Origin of the sequence: Sphingomonas immobilis (assembly GCF_030580995.1) — a bacterium.
Lineage (GTDB): Bacteria > Pseudomonadota > Alphaproteobacteria > Sphingomonadales > Sphingomonadaceae > Sphingomonas > Sphingomonas immobilis.
Window position 1 is genome coordinate 38,697 of the sequence record NZ_JAUQSZ010000012.1, and the last position, 17,193, is coordinate 55,889.

Annotated in this window: 21 protein-coding genes; 11 read left to right on the forward strand and 10 right to left on the reverse strand. The window is 68.6% G+C overall.

Annotated elements, in window-relative coordinates:
- Window positions 1-6: 6 nt before the first annotated feature.
- The 4 genes from pgeF to lgt form a co-directional block, all read right to left on the reverse strand.
- Window positions 7-777, reverse strand: a complete 771-nt coding sequence (gene pgeF / locus Q5H94_RS16140) for a peptidoglycan editing factor PgeF (protein WP_304562327.1) — start codon at window positions 775-777, stop codon at window positions 7-9.
- The gene (locus Q5H94_RS16145) at window positions 774-1,283 is read right to left on the reverse strand and encodes a GNAT family N-acetyltransferase (protein ID WP_304562328.1); all 510 of its coding nucleotides are present in this window, start codon (window positions 1,281-1,283) and stop codon (window positions 774-776) included. The genes pgeF and Q5H94_RS16145 overlap by 4 nt, the downstream gene beginning before the upstream one ends.
- Complete coding sequence (locus Q5H94_RS16150) at window positions 1,280-2,371, reverse strand: class I SAM-dependent methyltransferase (protein ID WP_431312178.1); 1,092 nt, start codon at window positions 2,369-2,371, stop codon at window positions 1,280-1,282. Before Q5H94_RS16150 ends, Q5H94_RS16145 begins: the two co-directional genes overlap by 4 nt.
- Before the next feature lie 66 nt (window positions 2,372-2,437).
- A complete protein-coding gene (lgt, locus tag Q5H94_RS16155) occupies window positions 2,438-3,304 on the reverse strand; it encodes a prolipoprotein diacylglyceryl transferase (RefSeq protein WP_304562329.1) in 867 nt (288 codons plus the stop codon).
- A 212-nt stretch (window positions 3,305-3,516) separates the two neighbouring features.
- Between lgt and Q5H94_RS16160 the strand changes: the two genes are divergently transcribed.
- From Q5H94_RS16160 to phbB, 3 genes are read left to right on the forward strand one after another with little or no spacing between them, the layout of a single operon-like run.
- Window positions 3,517-5,739: a xanthine dehydrogenase family protein molybdopterin-binding subunit gene (locus tag Q5H94_RS16160; protein ID WP_304562330.1), complete on the forward strand. Its 2,223-nt coding sequence runs from the start codon at window positions 3,517-3,519 to the stop codon at window positions 5,737-5,739.
- Window positions 5,736-6,737: a ferrochelatase gene (hemH, locus tag Q5H94_RS16165; protein ID WP_304562331.1), complete on the forward strand. Its 1,002-nt coding sequence runs from the start codon at window positions 5,736-5,738 to the stop codon at window positions 6,735-6,737. Before Q5H94_RS16160 ends, hemH begins: the two co-directional genes overlap by 4 nt.
- A gap of 29 nt (window positions 6,738-6,766) precedes the next feature.
- Window positions 6,767-7,489: an acetoacetyl-CoA reductase gene (gene phbB / locus Q5H94_RS16170; protein WP_304562332.1), complete on the forward strand. Its 723-nt coding sequence runs from the start codon at window positions 6,767-6,769 to the stop codon at window positions 7,487-7,489.
- Window positions 7,490-7,867: 378 nt separating this feature from the next.
- Here the strand turns inward: phbB and Q5H94_RS20540 are convergent, their stop codons facing one another.
- On the reverse strand, window positions 7,868-8,008 hold the full coding sequence (locus Q5H94_RS20540; protein WP_431312182.1) for a glycine zipper 2TM domain-containing protein: 141 nt from the start codon (window positions 8,006-8,008) through the stop codon (window positions 7,868-7,870).
- A gap of 12 nt (window positions 8,009-8,020) precedes the next feature.
- Between Q5H94_RS20540 and Q5H94_RS20545 the strand changes: the two genes are divergently transcribed.
- A complete protein-coding gene (locus tag Q5H94_RS20545; protein ID WP_431312183.1) occupies window positions 8,021-8,407 on the forward strand; it encodes a hypothetical protein in 387 nt (128 codons plus the stop codon).
- A 67-nt stretch (window positions 8,408-8,474) separates the two neighbouring features.
- Window positions 8,475-9,500, forward strand: a complete 1,026-nt coding sequence (locus tag Q5H94_RS16180) for an esterase-like activity of phytase family protein (RefSeq protein WP_304562334.1) — start codon at window positions 8,475-8,477, stop codon at window positions 9,498-9,500.
- A 22-nt stretch (window positions 9,501-9,522) separates the two neighbouring features.
- Here the strand turns inward: Q5H94_RS16180 and rpmB are convergent, their stop codons facing one another.
- Window positions 9,523-9,822, reverse strand: a complete 300-nt coding sequence (rpmB, locus tag Q5H94_RS16185) for a 50S ribosomal protein L28 (protein ID WP_304562335.1) — start codon at window positions 9,820-9,822, stop codon at window positions 9,523-9,525.
- Window positions 9,823-10,093: 271 nt separating this feature from the next.
- On the opposite strand from rpmB, the gene Q5H94_RS16190 reads away from it, so the two are divergent.
- The 3 genes from Q5H94_RS16190 to Q5H94_RS16200 all read left to right on the forward strand — a co-directional run bounded on the left by Q5H94_RS16190 (window position 10,094) and on the right by Q5H94_RS16200 (window position 12,249).
- Window positions 10,094-10,381 carry a hypothetical protein gene (locus tag Q5H94_RS16190; protein WP_304562336.1) on the forward strand — a complete coding sequence of 96 codons (288 nt, stop codon included), beginning with the start codon at window positions 10,094-10,096 and terminating at the stop codon, window positions 10,379-10,381.
- A 58-nt stretch (window positions 10,382-10,439) separates the two neighbouring features.
- Window positions 10,440-10,868, forward strand: a complete 429-nt coding sequence (locus tag Q5H94_RS16195; protein WP_304562460.1) for a nucleoside deaminase — start codon at window positions 10,440-10,442, stop codon at window positions 10,866-10,868.
- Window positions 10,869-10,935: 67 nt separating this feature from the next.
- Entirely contained in the window at window positions 10,936-12,249 is a 1,314-nt protein-coding gene (locus Q5H94_RS16200) for a hemolysin family protein (protein ID WP_304562337.1), read from the forward strand.
- A gap of 88 nt (window positions 12,250-12,337) precedes the next feature.
- On the opposite strand, the gene Q5H94_RS16205 is transcribed toward Q5H94_RS16200, so the two are convergent.
- Both Q5H94_RS16205 and Q5H94_RS16210 read right to left on the reverse strand, forming a co-directional pair.
- Entirely contained in the window at window positions 12,338-12,757 is a 420-nt protein-coding gene (locus Q5H94_RS16205; protein ID WP_304562338.1) for a hypothetical protein, read from the reverse strand.
- Between the two features lie 36 nt (window positions 12,758-12,793).
- The gene (locus Q5H94_RS16210; protein ID WP_304562339.1) at window positions 12,794-13,024 is read right to left on the reverse strand and encodes a hypothetical protein; all 231 of its coding nucleotides are present in this window, start codon (window positions 13,022-13,024) and stop codon (window positions 12,794-12,796) included.
- A gap of 93 nt (window positions 13,025-13,117) precedes the next feature.
- On the opposite strand from Q5H94_RS16210, the gene Q5H94_RS16215 reads away from it, so the two are divergent.
- Together Q5H94_RS16215 and Q5H94_RS16220 are read left to right on the forward strand one after the other, a co-directional pair.
- Window positions 13,118-14,938, forward strand: coding sequence for an ABCB family ABC transporter ATP-binding protein/permease (locus Q5H94_RS16215; RefSeq protein WP_304562340.1), 1,821 nt, complete (start codon window positions 13,118-13,120; stop codon window positions 14,936-14,938).
- 27 nt (window positions 14,939-14,965) lie between these two features.
- Entirely contained in the window at window positions 14,966-15,790 is an 825-nt protein-coding gene (locus Q5H94_RS16220; RefSeq protein WP_304562341.1) for a hypothetical protein, read from the forward strand.
- On the opposite strand, the gene Q5H94_RS16225 is transcribed toward Q5H94_RS16220, so the two are convergent.
- Both Q5H94_RS16225 and Q5H94_RS16230 read right to left on the reverse strand, forming a co-directional pair.
- Complete coding sequence (locus Q5H94_RS16225) at window positions 15,787-16,068, reverse strand: GNAT family N-acetyltransferase (protein WP_304562342.1); 282 nt, start codon at window positions 16,066-16,068, stop codon at window positions 15,787-15,789. The two genes, Q5H94_RS16220 and Q5H94_RS16225, sit on opposite strands and share 4 nt — an antisense overlap.
- Before the next feature lie 39 nt (window positions 16,069-16,107).
- Entirely contained in the window at window positions 16,108-16,560 is a 453-nt protein-coding gene (locus tag Q5H94_RS16230) for a DUF4188 domain-containing protein (protein ID WP_304562343.1), read from the reverse strand.
- A 56-nt stretch (window positions 16,561-16,616) separates the two neighbouring features.
- Here Q5H94_RS16230 and Q5H94_RS16235 point away from each other — a divergent pair, with 56 nt between their 5' ends.
- Window positions 16,617-17,189, forward strand: coding sequence for a TetR/AcrR family transcriptional regulator (locus tag Q5H94_RS16235; protein ID WP_304562344.1), 573 nt, complete (start codon window positions 16,617-16,619; stop codon window positions 17,187-17,189).
- Window positions 17,190-17,193 lie beyond the last annotated feature (4 nt).

Sequence of the window (17,193 nt, forward strand, 5' to 3'; positions counted from 1 at the left end):
ACCCGACTACAGCGCGATGATCGAGATCTGCCGCCCGTAACCCGGCTCGCCGGCGTGCGTGGCCCGACGGAAGCTGTAGAAGCGGGTCTCATCGGCATAGGTGTCGAGGCCGAGCGCCTCGATGCGGCGCACGCCTTCGGCAGCGAGGCGGTGCGTGACATAGGCTTCGAGATCGAACTGGTGATGGCCGGGCTTGCCGGGCGCGAAGAAGCGTTCGTTCTCGGGATCGGCCGCCTCGAAGCGGCGGGCGAAGGCATCGTCGACCTCGTAGCTGGCGCGCGCGATCGTCGGGCCGATGGCGGCGGCGATGCGTTCCCGCTTCGCGCCCAGCGCCTCCATCGCGAGGATCGTCGCGGTAGTGACGCCGCCGATCGCGCCCTTCCACCCGGCATGCGCCGCGCCGATCACGCCCGCCTCGCGGTCGGCGAACAGCACCGGCGTGCAATCGGCGGTGAGGATGCCGAGCGCGATGCCGGGCCGGTCGGTGACGAGCGCATCGGCATGCGGGCGCAACCGCTCCTCGAACGGGGCGAGCACCGTCACGCAATCGGCGGAATGGACCTGATAGAGCGTCGTCAGCGCGGCACCCGGCGCGACCGCCGCGACCGCGCGGGCGCGGTTTTCGGCGATCAGCTCCGGCGTATCGTCCGAGCCGAGCCCGACGTTGAGCCCCGCGTACAGCCCCGTCGACACGCCGCCGCGCCGCCCGAGGAAGCCGTGCTTCACGCCCTCCAGCGCGCGCGACTGGATGACCTCGACGGATTCGGGGACGCTCACAGGATCAGCCGCATCAGCCGGTCGTCGTCGAGCGTCTCGCCGACGCGGAAGGCATACCGCCCGATCTCCTCGAACCCGTAGCGTTCGTAGAAGCGCCGCGCGCGGGCGTTGTCGACATAGACGCTGAGGATGACTTCCTTCGCGCCGTGGCTGCGGCTGTGCTCCAGCGACCAGGCCATCAGCTCCTGCGACACGCCCTGCCCCTGCCACGGCGCGAGGACGTAGAATTGATAGAGCTCGATCGCGTCGGGCCGCCATTCGCCGGGGAAGGTGACGGGCCCCATCTTGACGAAACCGATGATCTCTTCGCCGTCGAGCGCGAGGCGGACGGCGAAATCGGGATCGGAAAGCTGCGCCGGCAACCCGTTCGGCCCAAACGCCTCGTCGAGGAAGGCGGCGAGATCGGACGCGCGGTAGAGCGTGCCGAACGTCTCGGTGAAGGACTGCCGCGCCATCGCGCCGAGCTTCGGCCCATCGATCGCGCGGGCGTCGCGGTAGGTTATCATGCCGCGAACCCGGCCGGCCCGAATCCGGCAGGCTCCGGCCACGTCGGCGCGGAGACGGCGAGAACCTTGAACAGATCGCCCATCGCCACCGTCAGCCGGTCGCGGTCGGCGGCGATGTCGCGCTCCGGCGCGGCCCTGGCGAGCGCGGCGGCGCGCGCGTCGATACCGAGCGCGCGCAGGAACGCGCCCTGGCCGACGACGGGGCTGAGGCGGACGTCTTCGAGGCTGGCGGCGGCGGCGAGCGTCGCGAAATCGACATGCGCGGTCAGATCGTTTTCCCCCGGTTGGTCGAACGGATTGGCGAAGGCATGGCCCCGCACGGCCTGCAACGTGTCGCCGATCGCGGGGCCTTCATAGCCATAATCCACCGTCAGCATAGCGCCGCCCTGATGCGCCACGCGGCGGGCGAGCGCGCGGAAGATCGCGACCGAGGCGGGAGAGGTTTCGAGGATCGATCCGGCGGGCGCGTCGCGCAGGCCCGCGGGGATGATCTCCGCCGGGAGGCCCTTGCCGGCGATGGGGAGGAACAAAGTGTCCTGACACGCCACGTAGCGCTCGGCCCAGCCGCCGCCATAGCGCACGAGCTGGCGCACCGGCAGCGCATCGAAGAATTCGTTGGCGACGACGATCAGCGGGCAATCTTCGGGCAGCGTCGTGACGTCGTCGTGCCATGTCGCGCCCGGCACGCGCTCCGCCTGCGCCGCGCGCAGGACAGGGCTCGTCTCGACGAAATGGACCGGCGGCACGAACCCCGCCTTCGCGGCGGCGCGCAGCGCATCGGCGGTGAGCGTGCCACGCCCCGGCCCCAGCTCGACCCACGCGGCATCGGGCCGCCCGGCGCGGTCCCACAGGTCGGCCGCCCACAGGCCGATCAGCTCACCGAACATCTGGCTGATCTCGGGCGACGTGGTGAAATCGCCGTGTTGCCCAAGCGGATCGCGCGTCGCGTAATAATGCGCGTTGGCGGCGGCCATGAACTGCGCGATCGGGATCGGCCCCGCCAGCGTGATGGCGCGGGCGAGCCGGTCGGCGAGTGACGCCTCTTCTCCCCTCCCGCTTGCGGGAGGGGTCGGGGGAGGGCCGGTCAAATCATTAGCGGAACTCAAGGTGGACAGCCCCTCCCCCAACCCCTCCCGCAAGCGGGAGGGGAGTTATTATGCGACGCTCGCGCTGCCCGCGATCGGCTCGACGCGGGTGCGGCGCTTCTTCGCGGTGAGGATCAGGTAGAGGCCACCGAAGATCATCGGCAGCGTCAGCAACTGGCCCATGTGGATCGTCGTCGCGAAGAAGGTGCCCTGGAACTGCGAATCCGGCTCGCGGAAGAATTCCACCGTGAAGCGCGCGAGGCCGTAGCCGAGCAGGAACAGGCCGACGAGCTTGCCCGGATCGTAGCGCGCCTTGGTGCGCCAGAACGCCCACCACAGCACGGCGAACAGCAGCACGCCCTCCAGCCCCGCCTCGTAGAGCTGGCTCGGGTGCCGCGCCACCTCGCCGCCGCCGCGTGCGAACACGATCGCCCACGGCACGTCGCTCGGCTTGCCCCAGAGCTCGCCGTTCACGAAATTCGCCAGCCGCCCGAACAGCAGCCCGAACGGCACGCAGCAGGCGAGGTAATCGTGGACGCGCAGCCAATCGAGCTTGTGGACACGCGCGAACAGGATGATGCCGAGCGACGTGCCGATCATCCCGCCGTGGAACGACATGCCGCCATCCCACAGACGCAGGATGTTCAGCGGATGCAGGAACATCTCCGGCGCGTAGAAGATCGCATAGCCGAGCCGCCCGCCGAGGATGATGCCAAGCGTCGCGTAGAACACGAGATCGTCGGCATGGCGCCGCGCCATCGGGCTGCCGGGCTGCGCGATCAGCTTGAGCAGATACCACCAGCCCAGGATGATGCCGGTGATATAGGCGATCGAATACCATTTGATGTCGAAGAAGCCGAGGCTCAGCGCGACCGGATTGAGGTGCAGATCCTCGAAGCGCAGGTGATGAGCGGTGCTGGCGAGCGCGTGAAGCAAGACGGTTCCTCGGGTATTTCGCGCTTCCTTACCGGGGTGAAACGGCAAACCCAAGCGCCGACGTAACCTTCCGTTCGTGCTGAGCGAAGTCGAAGCACGTGCCGCACACGCTGCGCCCGGAACACGTCCTTCGACTTCGCTCAGGACGAACGGGTTTTGTTTCGCCGGGCGGGGACTGGCACGGCGCTGCTTGCGGGAGTAGGACCATCAGGATGGCGACACTCAACCGGCGGACCTTGCTGATCGGCGGCGGCGTGGGGGTGGGCCTTGTCGTCGCCTGGGCGATGTGGCCGCGGGAATACGCACCCAACCTGACGGTCGCGCCCGGCGAGACGTTGTTCGGCGCGTATCTCAAGATCGGCGAGGACGGCACCGTCACGGTCGCGGTGCCGCAGGCCGAGCATGGCCAGGGCGTCTACACCGCGCTCCCGCAGATCATCGCCGACGAACTCGGCGCGGACTGGCGTACGGTCGCGGTGCAGCCCGCGCCGATCAACCCGCTCTATGCCAACGAACTCGCCGCCGACACGTTGTTCGAAGGGGCGTTCGACACGCTCCCGCTGCCCCTGCGCCAGGGCCATGCGACGCGCAGCGCGCTGATGCTGACGGCGGGATCGACCTCGGTGCGCGCCTTCGAGGGCAAGCTGCGCGAAGGCGGGGCGGCGGCGCGCACGCTGCTGTGCATGGCGGCGGCGAAGCAATGGGGGGTCGACTGGCGCGCCTGCACGACGGCGGGAGGTTTCGTCGTCCACGGCAAGGAGAAGATGCGCTTCGGGCCTCTTGCGGCGGAAGCGGCGAAGGGCAACCTGCCCGATCCGCTGCCGATGCGCGGGCCCGAGCCGGGGCGACTGGAGGGCAAGGCGCTCCCCCGGCTCGACACGCCTTCCAAGGTCGACGGATCGGCCAATTTCGCGGGCGACGTCCGCCTGCCCGACATGGTGTTCGCCAGCCTGCGGCAGGGCCCGGTCGGCGACAGCAAGCTGATCCGCGTCGATCGCGCGGCGGCGGACAAGGTGCGCGGCGTGTTGCAGGTCGTGACCAACGACCGCTGGGTCGCGGCCATCGCCAACAATTGGTGGGCGGCCAACAAGGCGCTCGACGCGCTGAAGCCGCGCTTCGAGACGCGCGGGAGCCTCGTCAACACCGACAGCATCGCCGCCGCGCTGACCGGTGCCTTTGCCGCCGATGGCGAGCGGATGTGGGAGAAGGGCGCGCTCTCGCCGATCTTCAAGGGCGCGAAGCTCGTCACCGCCGAATACCGCGTGGGCCTCGGCGTCCATGCCGCGCTGGAGACGATGACCGCGACCGCGCATATCGACGGCGGCAGGCTGGAGCTGTGGCTGCCGACCCAGGCCCCGGCGCTGGCGCGCGCGGCGGCGGCGAAGGCGATCGGCTTCTCCGAAGATGCGGTGACGGTCCACGCGATGCTGATCGGCGGATCGTTCGGCGCGAACCTCGAACATCAGGTGGCGGCGCAGGCCGCGATCCTCGCGCAATCGGTGAAGCGCCCGGTACAGCTTACCTGGTCGCGCGCCGAGGACATGCTGCATGACCGCTTTCGCCCGCCCGCCGCCGCGCGGATGGCGGCGCGGCTCGGCCCCAACGGCCAGATCCTCGGCTGGCAGGCGAAGATCGCGGCACCGCGCACCGGCCGCGAACTCGCCGAACGCCTGCTCGCGACGGACGAGGCCGCGCGCGTGGCGCTGGCCATCCCGCGCGTGGGCGATGCCTATGCGGTGGCGGGCGCGCGGCCGGTCTACAATCTGCCGGCCTATGCGATCGATCATCACCCCTGCGACATCGGCGTGCCGACCGGGCACTGGCGATCGGGCGCGCACAGCTACACCGCCTTCTTCAACGAATGTTTCCTTGACGAGCTCGCGCATGCGGCGGGCACCGAACCGGTGAGTTTCCGCATCGGCATGCTCGGCGGCGAGGCGCGGCTCGCGCGCTGCCTGTCGACCGCCGCCTCGCTCGGCGGGTGGGAGGGCGGCGTGGCGGGAAGCGGCCAGGGCATCGCCTGCCACAGCTTTCGCGGCAGCCATATCGCCGTGCTGGCCGAGGCGCATATCGACGAGGACCAGTCGGTGGTGGTCGACCGGCTCGTCGCCGCGGTGGATTGCGGGCGGGCGATCAATCCCGATCTCGTGCGCCAGCAGATCGAGGGGGGCCTCGTGTTCGGCATGGCGGCGGCGGCGGGCGCCTCGACCGGCTTCAGCGAGAATCTGGCGGAGGCGCGCGGCTTTGGCGATCTCGGCCTGCCGCGCCTCTCCGACACGCCCGACATCACCGTCGAGCTGATCCCGAGCGAGGCCGATCCCGGCGGCGTCAGCGAGCTGGCCGTGCCGCCCGTCGCGCCCGCCATCGCCAACGCGCTGCAGGCCTCGACCGGCATCCGCATCCGCACCCTCCCGCTTGCGCCGGGGGAAGCGTGACCCCCGACCATCCCCCCATCCCCACACCGCGCATCGGCGTGCTGCTGGTCAATCTCGGTACGCCCGATGCCGCCGATGCGCCGTCGGTGAAGCGGTATCTGCGCGAATTCCTGTCGGATCGCCGTGTCGTCGAGATTCCGCCGATCGTGTGGCAGCCGATCCTGCGCGGCATCATTCTCAACACGCGGCCGAAGAAATCGGCGCATGCCTATCAACAGGTCTGGCGCGAGGATGGATCGCCGCTCGCCGCGATCACGCGGGCGCAGGCTACGGCGTTGGCGGGCAGCTTCGGGCCGGACGTGACGGTCGACTGGGCGATGCGCTACGGCAATCCCGGCATCGCTGCGAAGATCGCGGACCTGAAAGCGGCGGGGTGCGAGCGCATCCTGATCGCGCCGCTCTATCCGCAATATTGCGCGGCGACGACGGCCACCGCCAATGACGCCGCGTTCGCCGCGCTGGCGGCGATGCGCTGGCAACCGGCGATCCGCACGCTGCCGCCCTATTACGACGACCCCGCTTATATCGCTGCGCTGAAGGACTCGGTCGAGACGGCGCTCGCCGCGCTCGATTTCACGCCCGACACGATCGTCGCGAGCTTCCACGGCATGCCGCAGCGGACGCTCGCGCTCGGCGATCCCTATCACTGCCATTGCCAGAAGACCGCGCGGCTGCTGGGCGAGGCGCTGGGGCGCGAGGTCGTGATCGCCTTCCAGTCGCGCTTCGGCCGCGCGAAATGGCTCGAACCGGCGACCGACGCTACGCTCGCCGCACTGCCGGGCAGGGGCGTGAAACGCGTCGCCATCGTCGCGCCGGGCTTCTCCGCCGACTGCCTCGAAACGCTCGAGGAGATCGCGATTCGCGGGCGCGACACCTTCCTCGCCAATGGCGGTGAGACGTTCGCGTACCTGCCCTGCCTCAACGATAGTGCGCCCGGCCTCCTCCTTTTGGGTAGAATCATCGCACGCGAGCTTGAAGGGTGGCGCGCGCCCGCCTAGCAATTGAAAAAACCCCAGGAGAGTCATGCATGGCACGCGTAGCGATCGTAACCGGTGGAACCCGCGGGATCGGCGAGGCGATCAGCCTCGCGCTGAAGGAACAGGGCGTCGCCGTCGCCGCGAATTACGCCGGCAATGACGAAAAGGCGCGCGAGTTCACCGCCCGCACCGGCATCTCCGCCTACAAATGGGACGTTTCCGATCACGAGGCGTGCTTGGCGGGCGTGGAGAAGGTCGCCGCCGAACTCGGCCCGGTCGATATCCTGGTCAACAATGCCGGCATCACGCGCGACGGCACGATCCTGAAGATGACCTACGATATGTGGAAGCAGGTCATGGATACCAACCTCGGCGGCTGTTTCAACATGGCCAAGGCGGTGTTCCCGGGCATGCGCGAGCGCAAATGGGGGCGAATCGTCAACATCGGATCGATCAACGGCCAGGCCGGGCAATACGGCCAGGTGAACTATGCCGCCGCCAAGTCGGGCATCCACGGCTTCACCAAGGCGCTGTCGCAGGAAGGTGCGAAAATGGGCGTGACGGTCAACGCGATCGCGCCGGGCTATATCGACACCGACATGGTCGCGGCGGTGCCGGCCGACGTGCTGGAGAAGATCGTGGCCAAGATCCCGGTCGGCCGCCTGGGCCAGGCCCACGAGATCGCGCGCGGCGTGGCGTTCCTGTGTTCCGAGGACGGCGGCTTCGTGACGGGGTCCACGCTGTCGATCAACGGCGGGCAGCATATGTACTGACGGGCAGAGGCGCGGCCACGCCCGCGCCGGTGCGCGAGAGCGCACTGCCCGGCACGGCCGGCGGGTCGGCGCCAAGCCGAACCCGGCCGACGGCTTTGCCGGCGGCGAACTTACAAGAACGGTTGGCGACGGCAAAGCCGCTGCCTCGTCGGCCGGATCGCGCCAGCGCGTCCGCCGTCCGTGTCGGCCGCTCGCGCTTCGCGCGACCAGCGCGGATTGCTCCGCGCTTGCGGCCGACAGCAAAAGGGCCGGCGCCTTTCGGCACCGGCCCTCCGCCACCTCCCGATACGCCACCGGGGAGGAAGATTCTGATCTCTACGCGGCCGGGTGATCGCCCTGCGGGCGACCGGGGGCGGATGGCTCCGCCCCCTTCACCCGTCAACGGCAGCGGTTGTTCGACCGCGAGATCGAGTTGCCGGCCAGCGCACCCGCACCTGCGCCGAGCACGACGCCCAGGCCCTGGTCACGACGCCCGGCCACCGCGCTGCCGAGCAGGCCGCCGGCGATCGCGCCGAGGATCGTGCCGCCGGTATTGTCGCAGCGGTTCGAGCGGTAGCGGCGGTTGTCGTTGTAATACCGGCGGTCATAGCCGCCACGGTCGTCGTAATAGCCGCGACGATCATACCCACGGTTGTCGTAGCCGCGGTCATACCCGCGGTAGCCATCGTTGTAGCCACGGTCGTAACGGCCACCCTGATAGTCGCCGCCATAATATTGCGCCGAGGCGGGGGTCGCGGCGATGCCACCTGCGGTCATGGCGATGGCGGCAACGGCGAGCGAAACTTTCTTCAACATCGTCAGTCTCCCGAAAAAACGTTTCAACAACTCGGCGGCGGGTGCTTGGCGGGCGGATGCCCCGACTCGCCACCGCGTCGTCGATGGTGCCGTTATGGCCGACTCGCCTTGAGCCAGTGCTGAACACCTCCGTTATCCGCCGTTCATCGTTCACATTGCACCGGACGCCGCGCTCGCGCAGGGCTGGGCGGTGCGTATCCTGCTGTCCTGCCTGCTTTTGCTGCTGCTGTTGCCGTCGTGGAGCGGGTCGCCGCGCCTGCCGCTGATGGGCGCGACACCGGTCGTCTGGACGCAGCACGTTCAGCTCGATGCGAATCGCCCCGGACTGCGCCGCGTCGGCGCGCTGACCTTCATCGGCGGCGTGCGGCTGACCAGCCCGGACCATGCCTTCGGCGGCTTCTCGGCATTGCACGGCGACGGCAGGCGGCTGACGCTGCTGAGCGACGGCGGCAATATCGTCCGCTTCGCGCTCGATGCCGGGGGCCGCGCGCACGACGTCTGGTTCGGCGATCTGCCGGCAGGTCCGGGCCGGGGCTGGGACAAGGAGGACCGCGACAGCGAATCGATGTCGGCCGATCCGAAAGACGGCAGCATGATCGCCGGGTTCGAGGGCGCGAACGCCTTCTGGCGCTATTCGGCGGACATGACGCGCCTGATCGACCACGCCGCACCGCGCGCGATGCAGGACTGGAATATCAACGGGGGCCCCGAAGCGTTCACGATGCTGCCCGGCGGCGGCGCGATCACGATCGCCGAGTTCGAGCCGGACAAGCATGCCGTGCCCGGCCGCCGACCCGCCATCCGCTTCACCGGCGATCCGATTCGCGCGCCCGGCCGGGGCTATCGCTTCGGCTATGCGCCGCCGCCGCTCTATGATCCCACCGATATCGCGGTGCTGCCCGATGGGCGGCTGATCGTCCTCAACCGCCGCTTCGTTCCGCCCTTCGCCTTCTGGAGCAAGCTGGTGGTGATCGATCCGGCGGCGATTCGTCCCGGTGCGCTGGTGCGGGGGACGGAGATCGCGACGCTGGCCCCGCCGCTGATCCACGAGAATTTCGAGGGCATGTATGCCGCGCGCGCGAACGGCGCGACGATCCTGTGGCTGGTGTCGGACGACAATCAGTCTGCGTTGCAGCGCAGCCTATTGTTGAAGTTTCGGCTCGACCTGCCGCCACGCGCAAAAGCCCGCCAGCGCGGGGGCGCAGGCGGGCCTTGATTCGCGTCAAACCCGAAAGGGTTCAGGCGGCTGCCTGGGTTCCGGCCAACTTCTTGACGACGTCGCGCTTCAGGCGGCGTGCGCGCAGCGAGAGCTTCTCGTTGCCGGTCTTGATCAGCCAGTTGTCGAGGCCGCCGACATGCTCGACCGAACGCAGGCCGTGCGTCGAGACGCGCAGCTTCACGCTCGAACCCAGCGCTTCCGACATCAGCGTGACGTTCTGCAGGTTGGGCAGGAACGTGCGCTTGGTCTTGTTGTTGGCGTGGGAAACGTTGTTTCCCACCATCCGGCCCTTGCCGGTCAGCTCGCAGATACGCGACATGATCGAATCCTGAAAAAGCGGGGATATCCCCGTTGAAGGGCGGGCGCATAACCAGATTGGCCGTGGAGGTCAACCAAATGAGTCAGGACCGCGGTGGCGGTGCCGGCCCGCTCCCCCACCCCGCCTCCCAGTTCATGATGCCGATGGGAGGCGGGGTGGGGGAGCGGGCCGGCACCGCTTATCCGCGTGAGCGAAACAAAAACACCGATGCAACGATAGCGGGCATGCGGCGTTGGTTACGGTAACGATTCGATCTTTTAGGAGACCGCCCATGCGCTTCCTGCTCGCCCTTGTCGGCATCGCCGCGATCATCGTCATCGCCATGATGGCGCTCGGCATGATGACGCTGCAGACCAAGCCCGGTTCGCTGCCCACCGTCAGCGTGGCCGGCGGGGCCGCGCCCGAGGTCCACGCCAATGTCGCGACGATCTCGCTCGGCACCGAGAACAAGACCGTCGACGTGCCGACCGTCACGACCACGCAGAAGACCATCGCCGTGCCGTCGATCCACGTCAACAAGCCCGGCGACGGCACGACCAACACCGCCGCCGCGCAGTAACTAGCCGCGTCGCGCACAGGCTGGCATTGGGGAACCCATGTTCCCCGTCCCGCCTCCCATGCGCGCCGCGCTCGATGCCGCCGCCGCCGCCGCGCAAGGCGGCGAGGTGCCGGTCGGCGCAGTCATCGTGCGCGGGGGAGAGATCGTCGCGACCTCGGCCAATGCCCCGCGCGCGCTGCACGACCCCACCGCCCATGCGGAGATGCTGGCGATCCGCGCCGCCGCGGCCGCGATCGGTGACGATCGCCTGTCCGACTGCGACCTGTGGGTGACGCTGGAGCCGTGCGCGATGTGCGCGGGCGCCATCGCCCATGCCCGCATCGCCCGGCTTTATTACGGCGCGAGCGATCCCAAAGGCGGCGCGGTTGAGCACGGCCCGCGCCTCTTCGCGCAACCGACGATCCACCACCGCCCGGAAATATATCCCGGCATCGCCGAGGGCGAAGCCGCCGGGCTGCTCCGCGATTTCTTCGCCGGGCGACGCTAAGCGCACCCGTTCCTGAGACGGACTGTTGTACCCGCGCCCGATTCGCGTCAAAGAACCATCAGGCGCCATGCACCCCCTTCCCCCCTTTCCCTGGATCGACGTCGCGATCATCCTCGCGCTGATCGTGATCAATGGCCTGTTCGCGATGTCGGAGCTCGCCATCGTCTCGGCGCGGCGTGCGCGGCTGGAGGCGATGGCGCGGGCGAAGGTGCGGGGTGCTGCCACCGCGCTGCGGCTCGCCGCCGATCCCGGCAAGATCCTGTCGACGACGCAGGTCGGCATCACGCTGATCGGCATCCTCTCCGGCGCCTATTCGGGCGCGAGCCTGGGCGGGCCGGTCGGCGCGCGGATGCAGTTCCTGGGGCTGCGGCCCGAAACCGCCGAGACGCTCGGCTTCGCGATCGTGATCGGCATCACGACGTATCTCTCGCTCGTCGTCGGCGAGCTCGTCCCCAAGCAGATCGGCCTACGCGCGCCGGAGCGGATCGCCGCGCTGGCGGCGGGGCCGATCCTCGCGCTCTCCTATGTCTGCGCGCCGATCGTGTGGCTGCTCGATTCGTCGACCGGGCTGCTGTTCCGCCTGATGGGCATGAAGCGCGAATCGGAGGAGCATGTCACCGCCGAGGAGCTTCACCTCATCGTCGCCGAGGCGAGCAAGTCGGGCGTGATCGAGGAGCATGAGCGCTCGATCATCTCGGGCGTCGTGCGCCTCGCCGACCGCCCGGTGCGCGAGGTTATGACGCCGCGCACCGACGTCGTGTGGATCGACGCGACGCTGAGCGACGAAGGCGACGAGGCGGGCGTGCGCGCCGCGCTGATGAACGCCTCGCACAGCCGCCTGCCGGTGGCGGAGGGGTCGGTCGATACCGTCATCGGCGTGGTGCAGGCGCGCGACATCGCTGTCGCCCTGTTCAAGGGCGAGCCGCTCGATCTGCGCGCGCTGATGCGCAGGGCGCCGGTGGTGCTCGACCAGATCGACGCGATGGACGCGCTCGACGCGCTGCGCCAGGCCGAGGTGCCGATGGCGCTGATCCACGACGAATACGGCCATTTCGAAGGCATCGTGACGCCGGCCGATCTGCTCGCCGCGATCGCCGGGGAATTCCTGTCGGACAGCGACCCCAACGACGCCCCTTCGGTGGTGGAGCGCGACGACGGCTCGCTGCTGGTGGCGGGGCAGATGGCGGCGGATGCGCTGGCCGAGCGACTGTGCATCGATCTTCCCGAGGACCGCGATTACGCGACCGTCGCGGGCCTGTGCCTCTCGGTCTTCCGCCACCTCCCCGGCGAGGGCGAGAGCTTCGTGGAGCAGGGCTGGATCTTCGAAGTGGTCGATCTCGACGGGCGGCGGATCGATAAGTTGCTCGTTCGGCGGGAATGACCGTCGCCCCGGCGGAGGCCGGGGCCGCTGTGTTCGGGGCAGCCCGCTCGCCATAAACGTAACGGCCCCGGCCTCCGCCGGGGCGACGCTACCCCAAAAGCGCTTCCCCCGGATAATATTTCCGGTGCCACCGCGTCGCGATGGCCCCGCCCGCGATCGGCATCAGGAACGTGCAGGCCTGCATCCACAGCGGATGCGGCAGCGCGAAGAGGTTGGTCACGCCGCCGGCGATCACCACCGCGACGATCACCCAGCCGGTCCATTGCCGGTCGCTGATCCTGAGCGCCATCCACGCGCCGCCGAGCGCGCCGAGCAGCCAGCCAAGGACGACGATGATCTTAGCGGGCAGCGGCATGGTGGCGATGATCGTCGCCGCCGCGTCGGCATCGGTATCAGAGCCCTCGGCGAGCCCCGGCAGCGGATAGAACCAGGCGTCGACCCACTCGACAGCCATGATGATCAGGAACGCGGCAATCGCGCCGAACAACAGGGAGAGGACAATCCGCATCCGCTCCCGGTATCACGCCGGGGCGGGACGAAACAATCAGCCGCGGCGGCGCGCGTGACCGGCCTGCGCGAGGCGTTCACCGCGGGCCTGGCACGTTGCGGCCACCTCGGGATAGTCGAGATCGGTATTGCGCGCGAGGACAGCGGGCATCGCCTGCTGGCACTCGCGGATAGAGCGATATTGCACGGTCTCGACCCGCGCCTGCGCGCACGCCGCCTGTCCGTCACCACAGCCCATGATCGCCATCACGTAGAAGAGCGGTTCCATAAACGTCTCCGATCTCGGTAAAAATCCCCGGAGCATGGCGTTTGTTCCGTGCCGCCTTCCGGTTAGGGGCCGCAGCGCCTACATTCTTGCGCTATGCCTCCCGACACTTCCGAACCGACCAGCCGCGAGCGGCCGTTGCTGCCGACGATGCGGCGCTTCCTGCCGTATCTATGGCCCGCCGATGCGCCCGCGCTGCGGCTGCGGATCGTCGGCGCGATGACGCTCGTCGTGGCGTCGAAGCTGGTGCAGGTCTACGGCGCGCCCTTCGCGCTGCAGGGCGCGGTCGACGGCATGGGGACCAACGACCGCTCGCTCACCACGCTGATCGTGCTGCTGGTGATCGGTTATGCGGCCGCGCGCTTCGGCTCGGTCGTGTTCGATAACCTCCGCAATGCCGTGTTCGAGCGCGTCGGGCAGGATGCGACGCGCAGGTTGGCGGCGACGGTGTTCCGCCACCTTCACCAGCTCTCGCTGCGCTTCCACCTCGAACGCCGCACCGGCGCCGTCACCAAGGTGGTCGAGCGCGGCACCAAGAGCATCGACACGATGCTCTATTTCCTGCTGTTCAACATCGCGCCGACCGTACTCGAACTGGCGCTCGTCATCGGCATCTTCTGGACCAAGTTCGGGCTGTGGCTCGTGGTCGGAACCTTGGTGATGGTCGCCGCCTATATCTGGTTCACCCGCGCCGTCACCGACTGGCGCGCGGCTCTGCGTACTCGCATGAACGACCTCGACACCGGCGCGGTCGCGCACGCGGTCGATTCGCTGCTCAACTTCGAGACGGTGAAATATTTCGGCGCCGAGGAGCGCGAGGCGAAACGCTACGACCGGGCGATGACGCTTTACGCCAATGCCGCCGTCACGTCGGAAAACTCGCTGGCGTGGCTCAACATCGGCCAGGCGCTGATCACCAATCTGATGATGGGCGGCGGCATGGCCCTGGTCGTGTGGGGCTGGTCGCAGGGGCGCTTCACGGCGGGCAACGTCGTGCTGGTGTCGACTTTGCTCGCGCAACTCTTTCGCCCGCTCGACATGCTCGGCATGGTCTATCGCACCATCCGGCAGGGCGTGCTCGACATGGGCGCGATGTTCGACCTGATCGACACGCCGAGCGAGGTGGTCGATGCGCCCGGCGCGCAGCCGCTCAAGGTCGCGCGCGGCCATGTCCGCTTCGAGGACGTGCGCTTCGCCTATGAGGACGGGATGCCGATCCTGAAGGGCATCGATCTCGACGTGCCGGCAGGCAAGACGCTGGCGGTGGTCGGCCCCTCGGGTGCTGGCAAGTCGACGCTCGCGCGACTGATGTACCGCTTCTACGACCTGACGGGCGGGCGCATCACGATCGACGGGCAGGACATTTCGCAGGTGACGCAGGCAAGCCTGCGCGCCGCGATCGGCATCGTCCCGCAGGATACGGTGCTGTTCAACGACACGATCGGCTACAACATCGCCTATGGCCGTGAAGGCGCGGGCGACGACGAGATCCGCACCGCCGCGCGCGGGGCCGCCATCGCCGGCTTCATCGAGCGCCAGCCCGACCATTACGAGACCCGCGTCGGCGAGCGCGGGCTCAAGCTGTCGGGCGGCGAGAAGCAGCGCGTGGCGATTGCGCGCACCCTGCTCAAGAACCCGCCGGTGCTGATCCTCGACGAGGCGACGTCGGCGCTCGACAGCCGTACCGAGGGCGAGATCCTCGATACGCTGCAGGCGATCGAACAGGGCCGCACCACCATCGTCATCGCCCACCGCCTCTCGACCGTGGTCCACGCCGACGAGATCGTCGTGCTGGAGGCGGGTGAGGTGAAGGAGCGCGGCACCCACGCCCAGTTGCTCAGGCGGAACGGGCTCTATGCGGAGATGTGGAACCGCCAGGCGCAGGAGCGCGCCGAGGAAACGCTGGCGGCGGAATGAGGCGCGATGACACGATGGGGTTTGCTGGTGCTCTCGTCGCTGGTCGTCGCGAACGCGCCGGGATTGCCGGGGCGTGCCCCCGGAAAATTCGTCGAGGTGACGCAGGACCGCCGCGCGCATGACTGGCAGGCAGGCGGCATCACCGTGCGGTTTTCCGGATGCGGCCCCAGACCTCGGGATGTCGAGGGCGGCACGGTCACGATCTCTGCGCGTGCAACCACACCCGTCACCTTTCCCGCCGATTGCGCGATCACAATGTCGACCCTGGTCGGCATCGGCCCGCTGGTCCACGGAAAGTATGGCGTGGTCGTCCAGCGCTTTACCGGCGGCAACCATTGCTGCCACGACGTGTTCGGGCTGCTCCGGGATAAAGGGCGCTTTCGCAAGGTCGCCTTTGGCAGCTTCGACGGAGTTCCGGCCGACTGGCCCAAGGACCAAACCGGCGATGGCATCGCGGACTTCGTGTTTCGGGACGACGCCTTTCTCTATCAGTTCAGCAGCTATGCCGGCAGCTATCCGCCGCCGCGGATTATGACGATCCGCGGGCGCACTGCCATCGACATTTCCGCTCATCCAGCGTTTCACAGACTTTTCGCGGCCGATCTGGCGAGCGTCCGCAAGGCTTGCGTCGCAAGCACGGCCGACACCGCCGGAGCCTGTGCCGCCTATGCCGCCGACGCCGCGCGGCTGGGCCGATTCGCGCAGGTCTGGCCCCAGGTTCTGAAGGCGGTCGATATGCGGATTGCCCACCCGACCGGATGTGACCGGCCACGTTCACCATTCGCCGCCTGCCACACCGATTATGCGGCGGGCCTGAAGGCATTCCTCGTCAAACGCGGCTATTTGCGCTAGCGCACCACCAGATCGCGATATTCGGGATGGCGCTCGATATAGGCGCGCACGAAGGCGCACATCGGGCGCACCTTCAGCCCCTCGTCGCGCGCCGCGTCGAGCGCGAAGCGGACGAGGCGCGTGCCGATGCCCTGCCCCTCCAGCGCCTTGGGGACGAGCGTGTGCGTGAAGGTCATCACGCCGTCGTCGAGCTGATAGGCGGCGACCGCGCGGCGGCCCTCCGTCTCGGCGACGAATTCCTGTTCGAAGCGATTGTCGGTGATCTTGATGCCGGCCATCCGCCGCCCTTGCACCGCGCGCGGCGGTACGCGCAAGCGTCAGCCGTGGCCGAGCCGGGCTCGCGCCGTCATGAACGGCCCCTTGGGGTCGCGCGCCGGGGCGAAGCGGCCGAAGCCCATCGGCTTGGGCATGTCGATATAGACCGCCTCCATCCCGCCCTTCATGCGGTACGTCTCGTGCCAGAAGCCCGCGCCGCCGCTGTCCTTCAGGAAATCGCGCCACCAGATCGAATGCGGCGCGCTGCGCGTGAACGCCTCCAGGCTTTCGTAATCCCGCCAATATTGCCGGATGCCGAGATGATTGAGCCCGAATAGGAAATTCTCGTCGAGCAGCAGGCCGTCGGGCACGTCACGTTTGATCGCGGCGAAGCCCGGCCCGAGCTTGAACAGCGACAGGATACCGCGCCACCGTCGCACGCGAAAGCCGAGCAGGATGACGACGAGGTCCGGGTATGCCGACAGGTCGACCGATTCGCGCACGGGCTTTTGCATCGTCCATCTCCAATGTGTACGATGCATACATAACAAGAGGAGTTTACGTTGTAAACATGGCCGAGACCTATCATCATGGCGGCCTGCGCCAGGCCCTGATATGCGCGACCTTGGAGAAATTGGCCGCCGGCGAGGAACCGCCGAGCCTGCGCGAAGTCGCGCGCGCGGCAGGCGTGTCGGCGATGGCGCCCTACCGCCACTTCGCCGACCGCGCGGCGCTGCTCTCGGCGGTCGCCGATCACGGCTTCACGCTGCTGCATCAGCACCTCGCGGCCGCCGACGCGAGCGGCGAAGGCGGCGCGGCAGTGATCGCGCAGGGCCGCGCCTATGTCGATTTCGCGCTCGCCAACCCGGCGCTGTTCAGGCTGATGTTCTCCGGCGAGAAGCGCGGCAGCATCCCCACCGGAGAGACCGCCTACGACGTGCTGTCGCGCCGCGTGATCGCGATCGCGCCGCACGCCAGCGCCCCGGCGACGCTCGCGTGCTGGGGGCTCGTCCACGGCCTCGCCACGCTCGCGCTCGACGGCCGCGTCGCGCCGCTGGAAGGCGCGGCGGTCGACGCGGCGCTGACGCTGCTGGTCGACGGGCTCGTAGCAGGCGGCTCGACAGCTGCGCCTTCGCGAGCGTAACGCG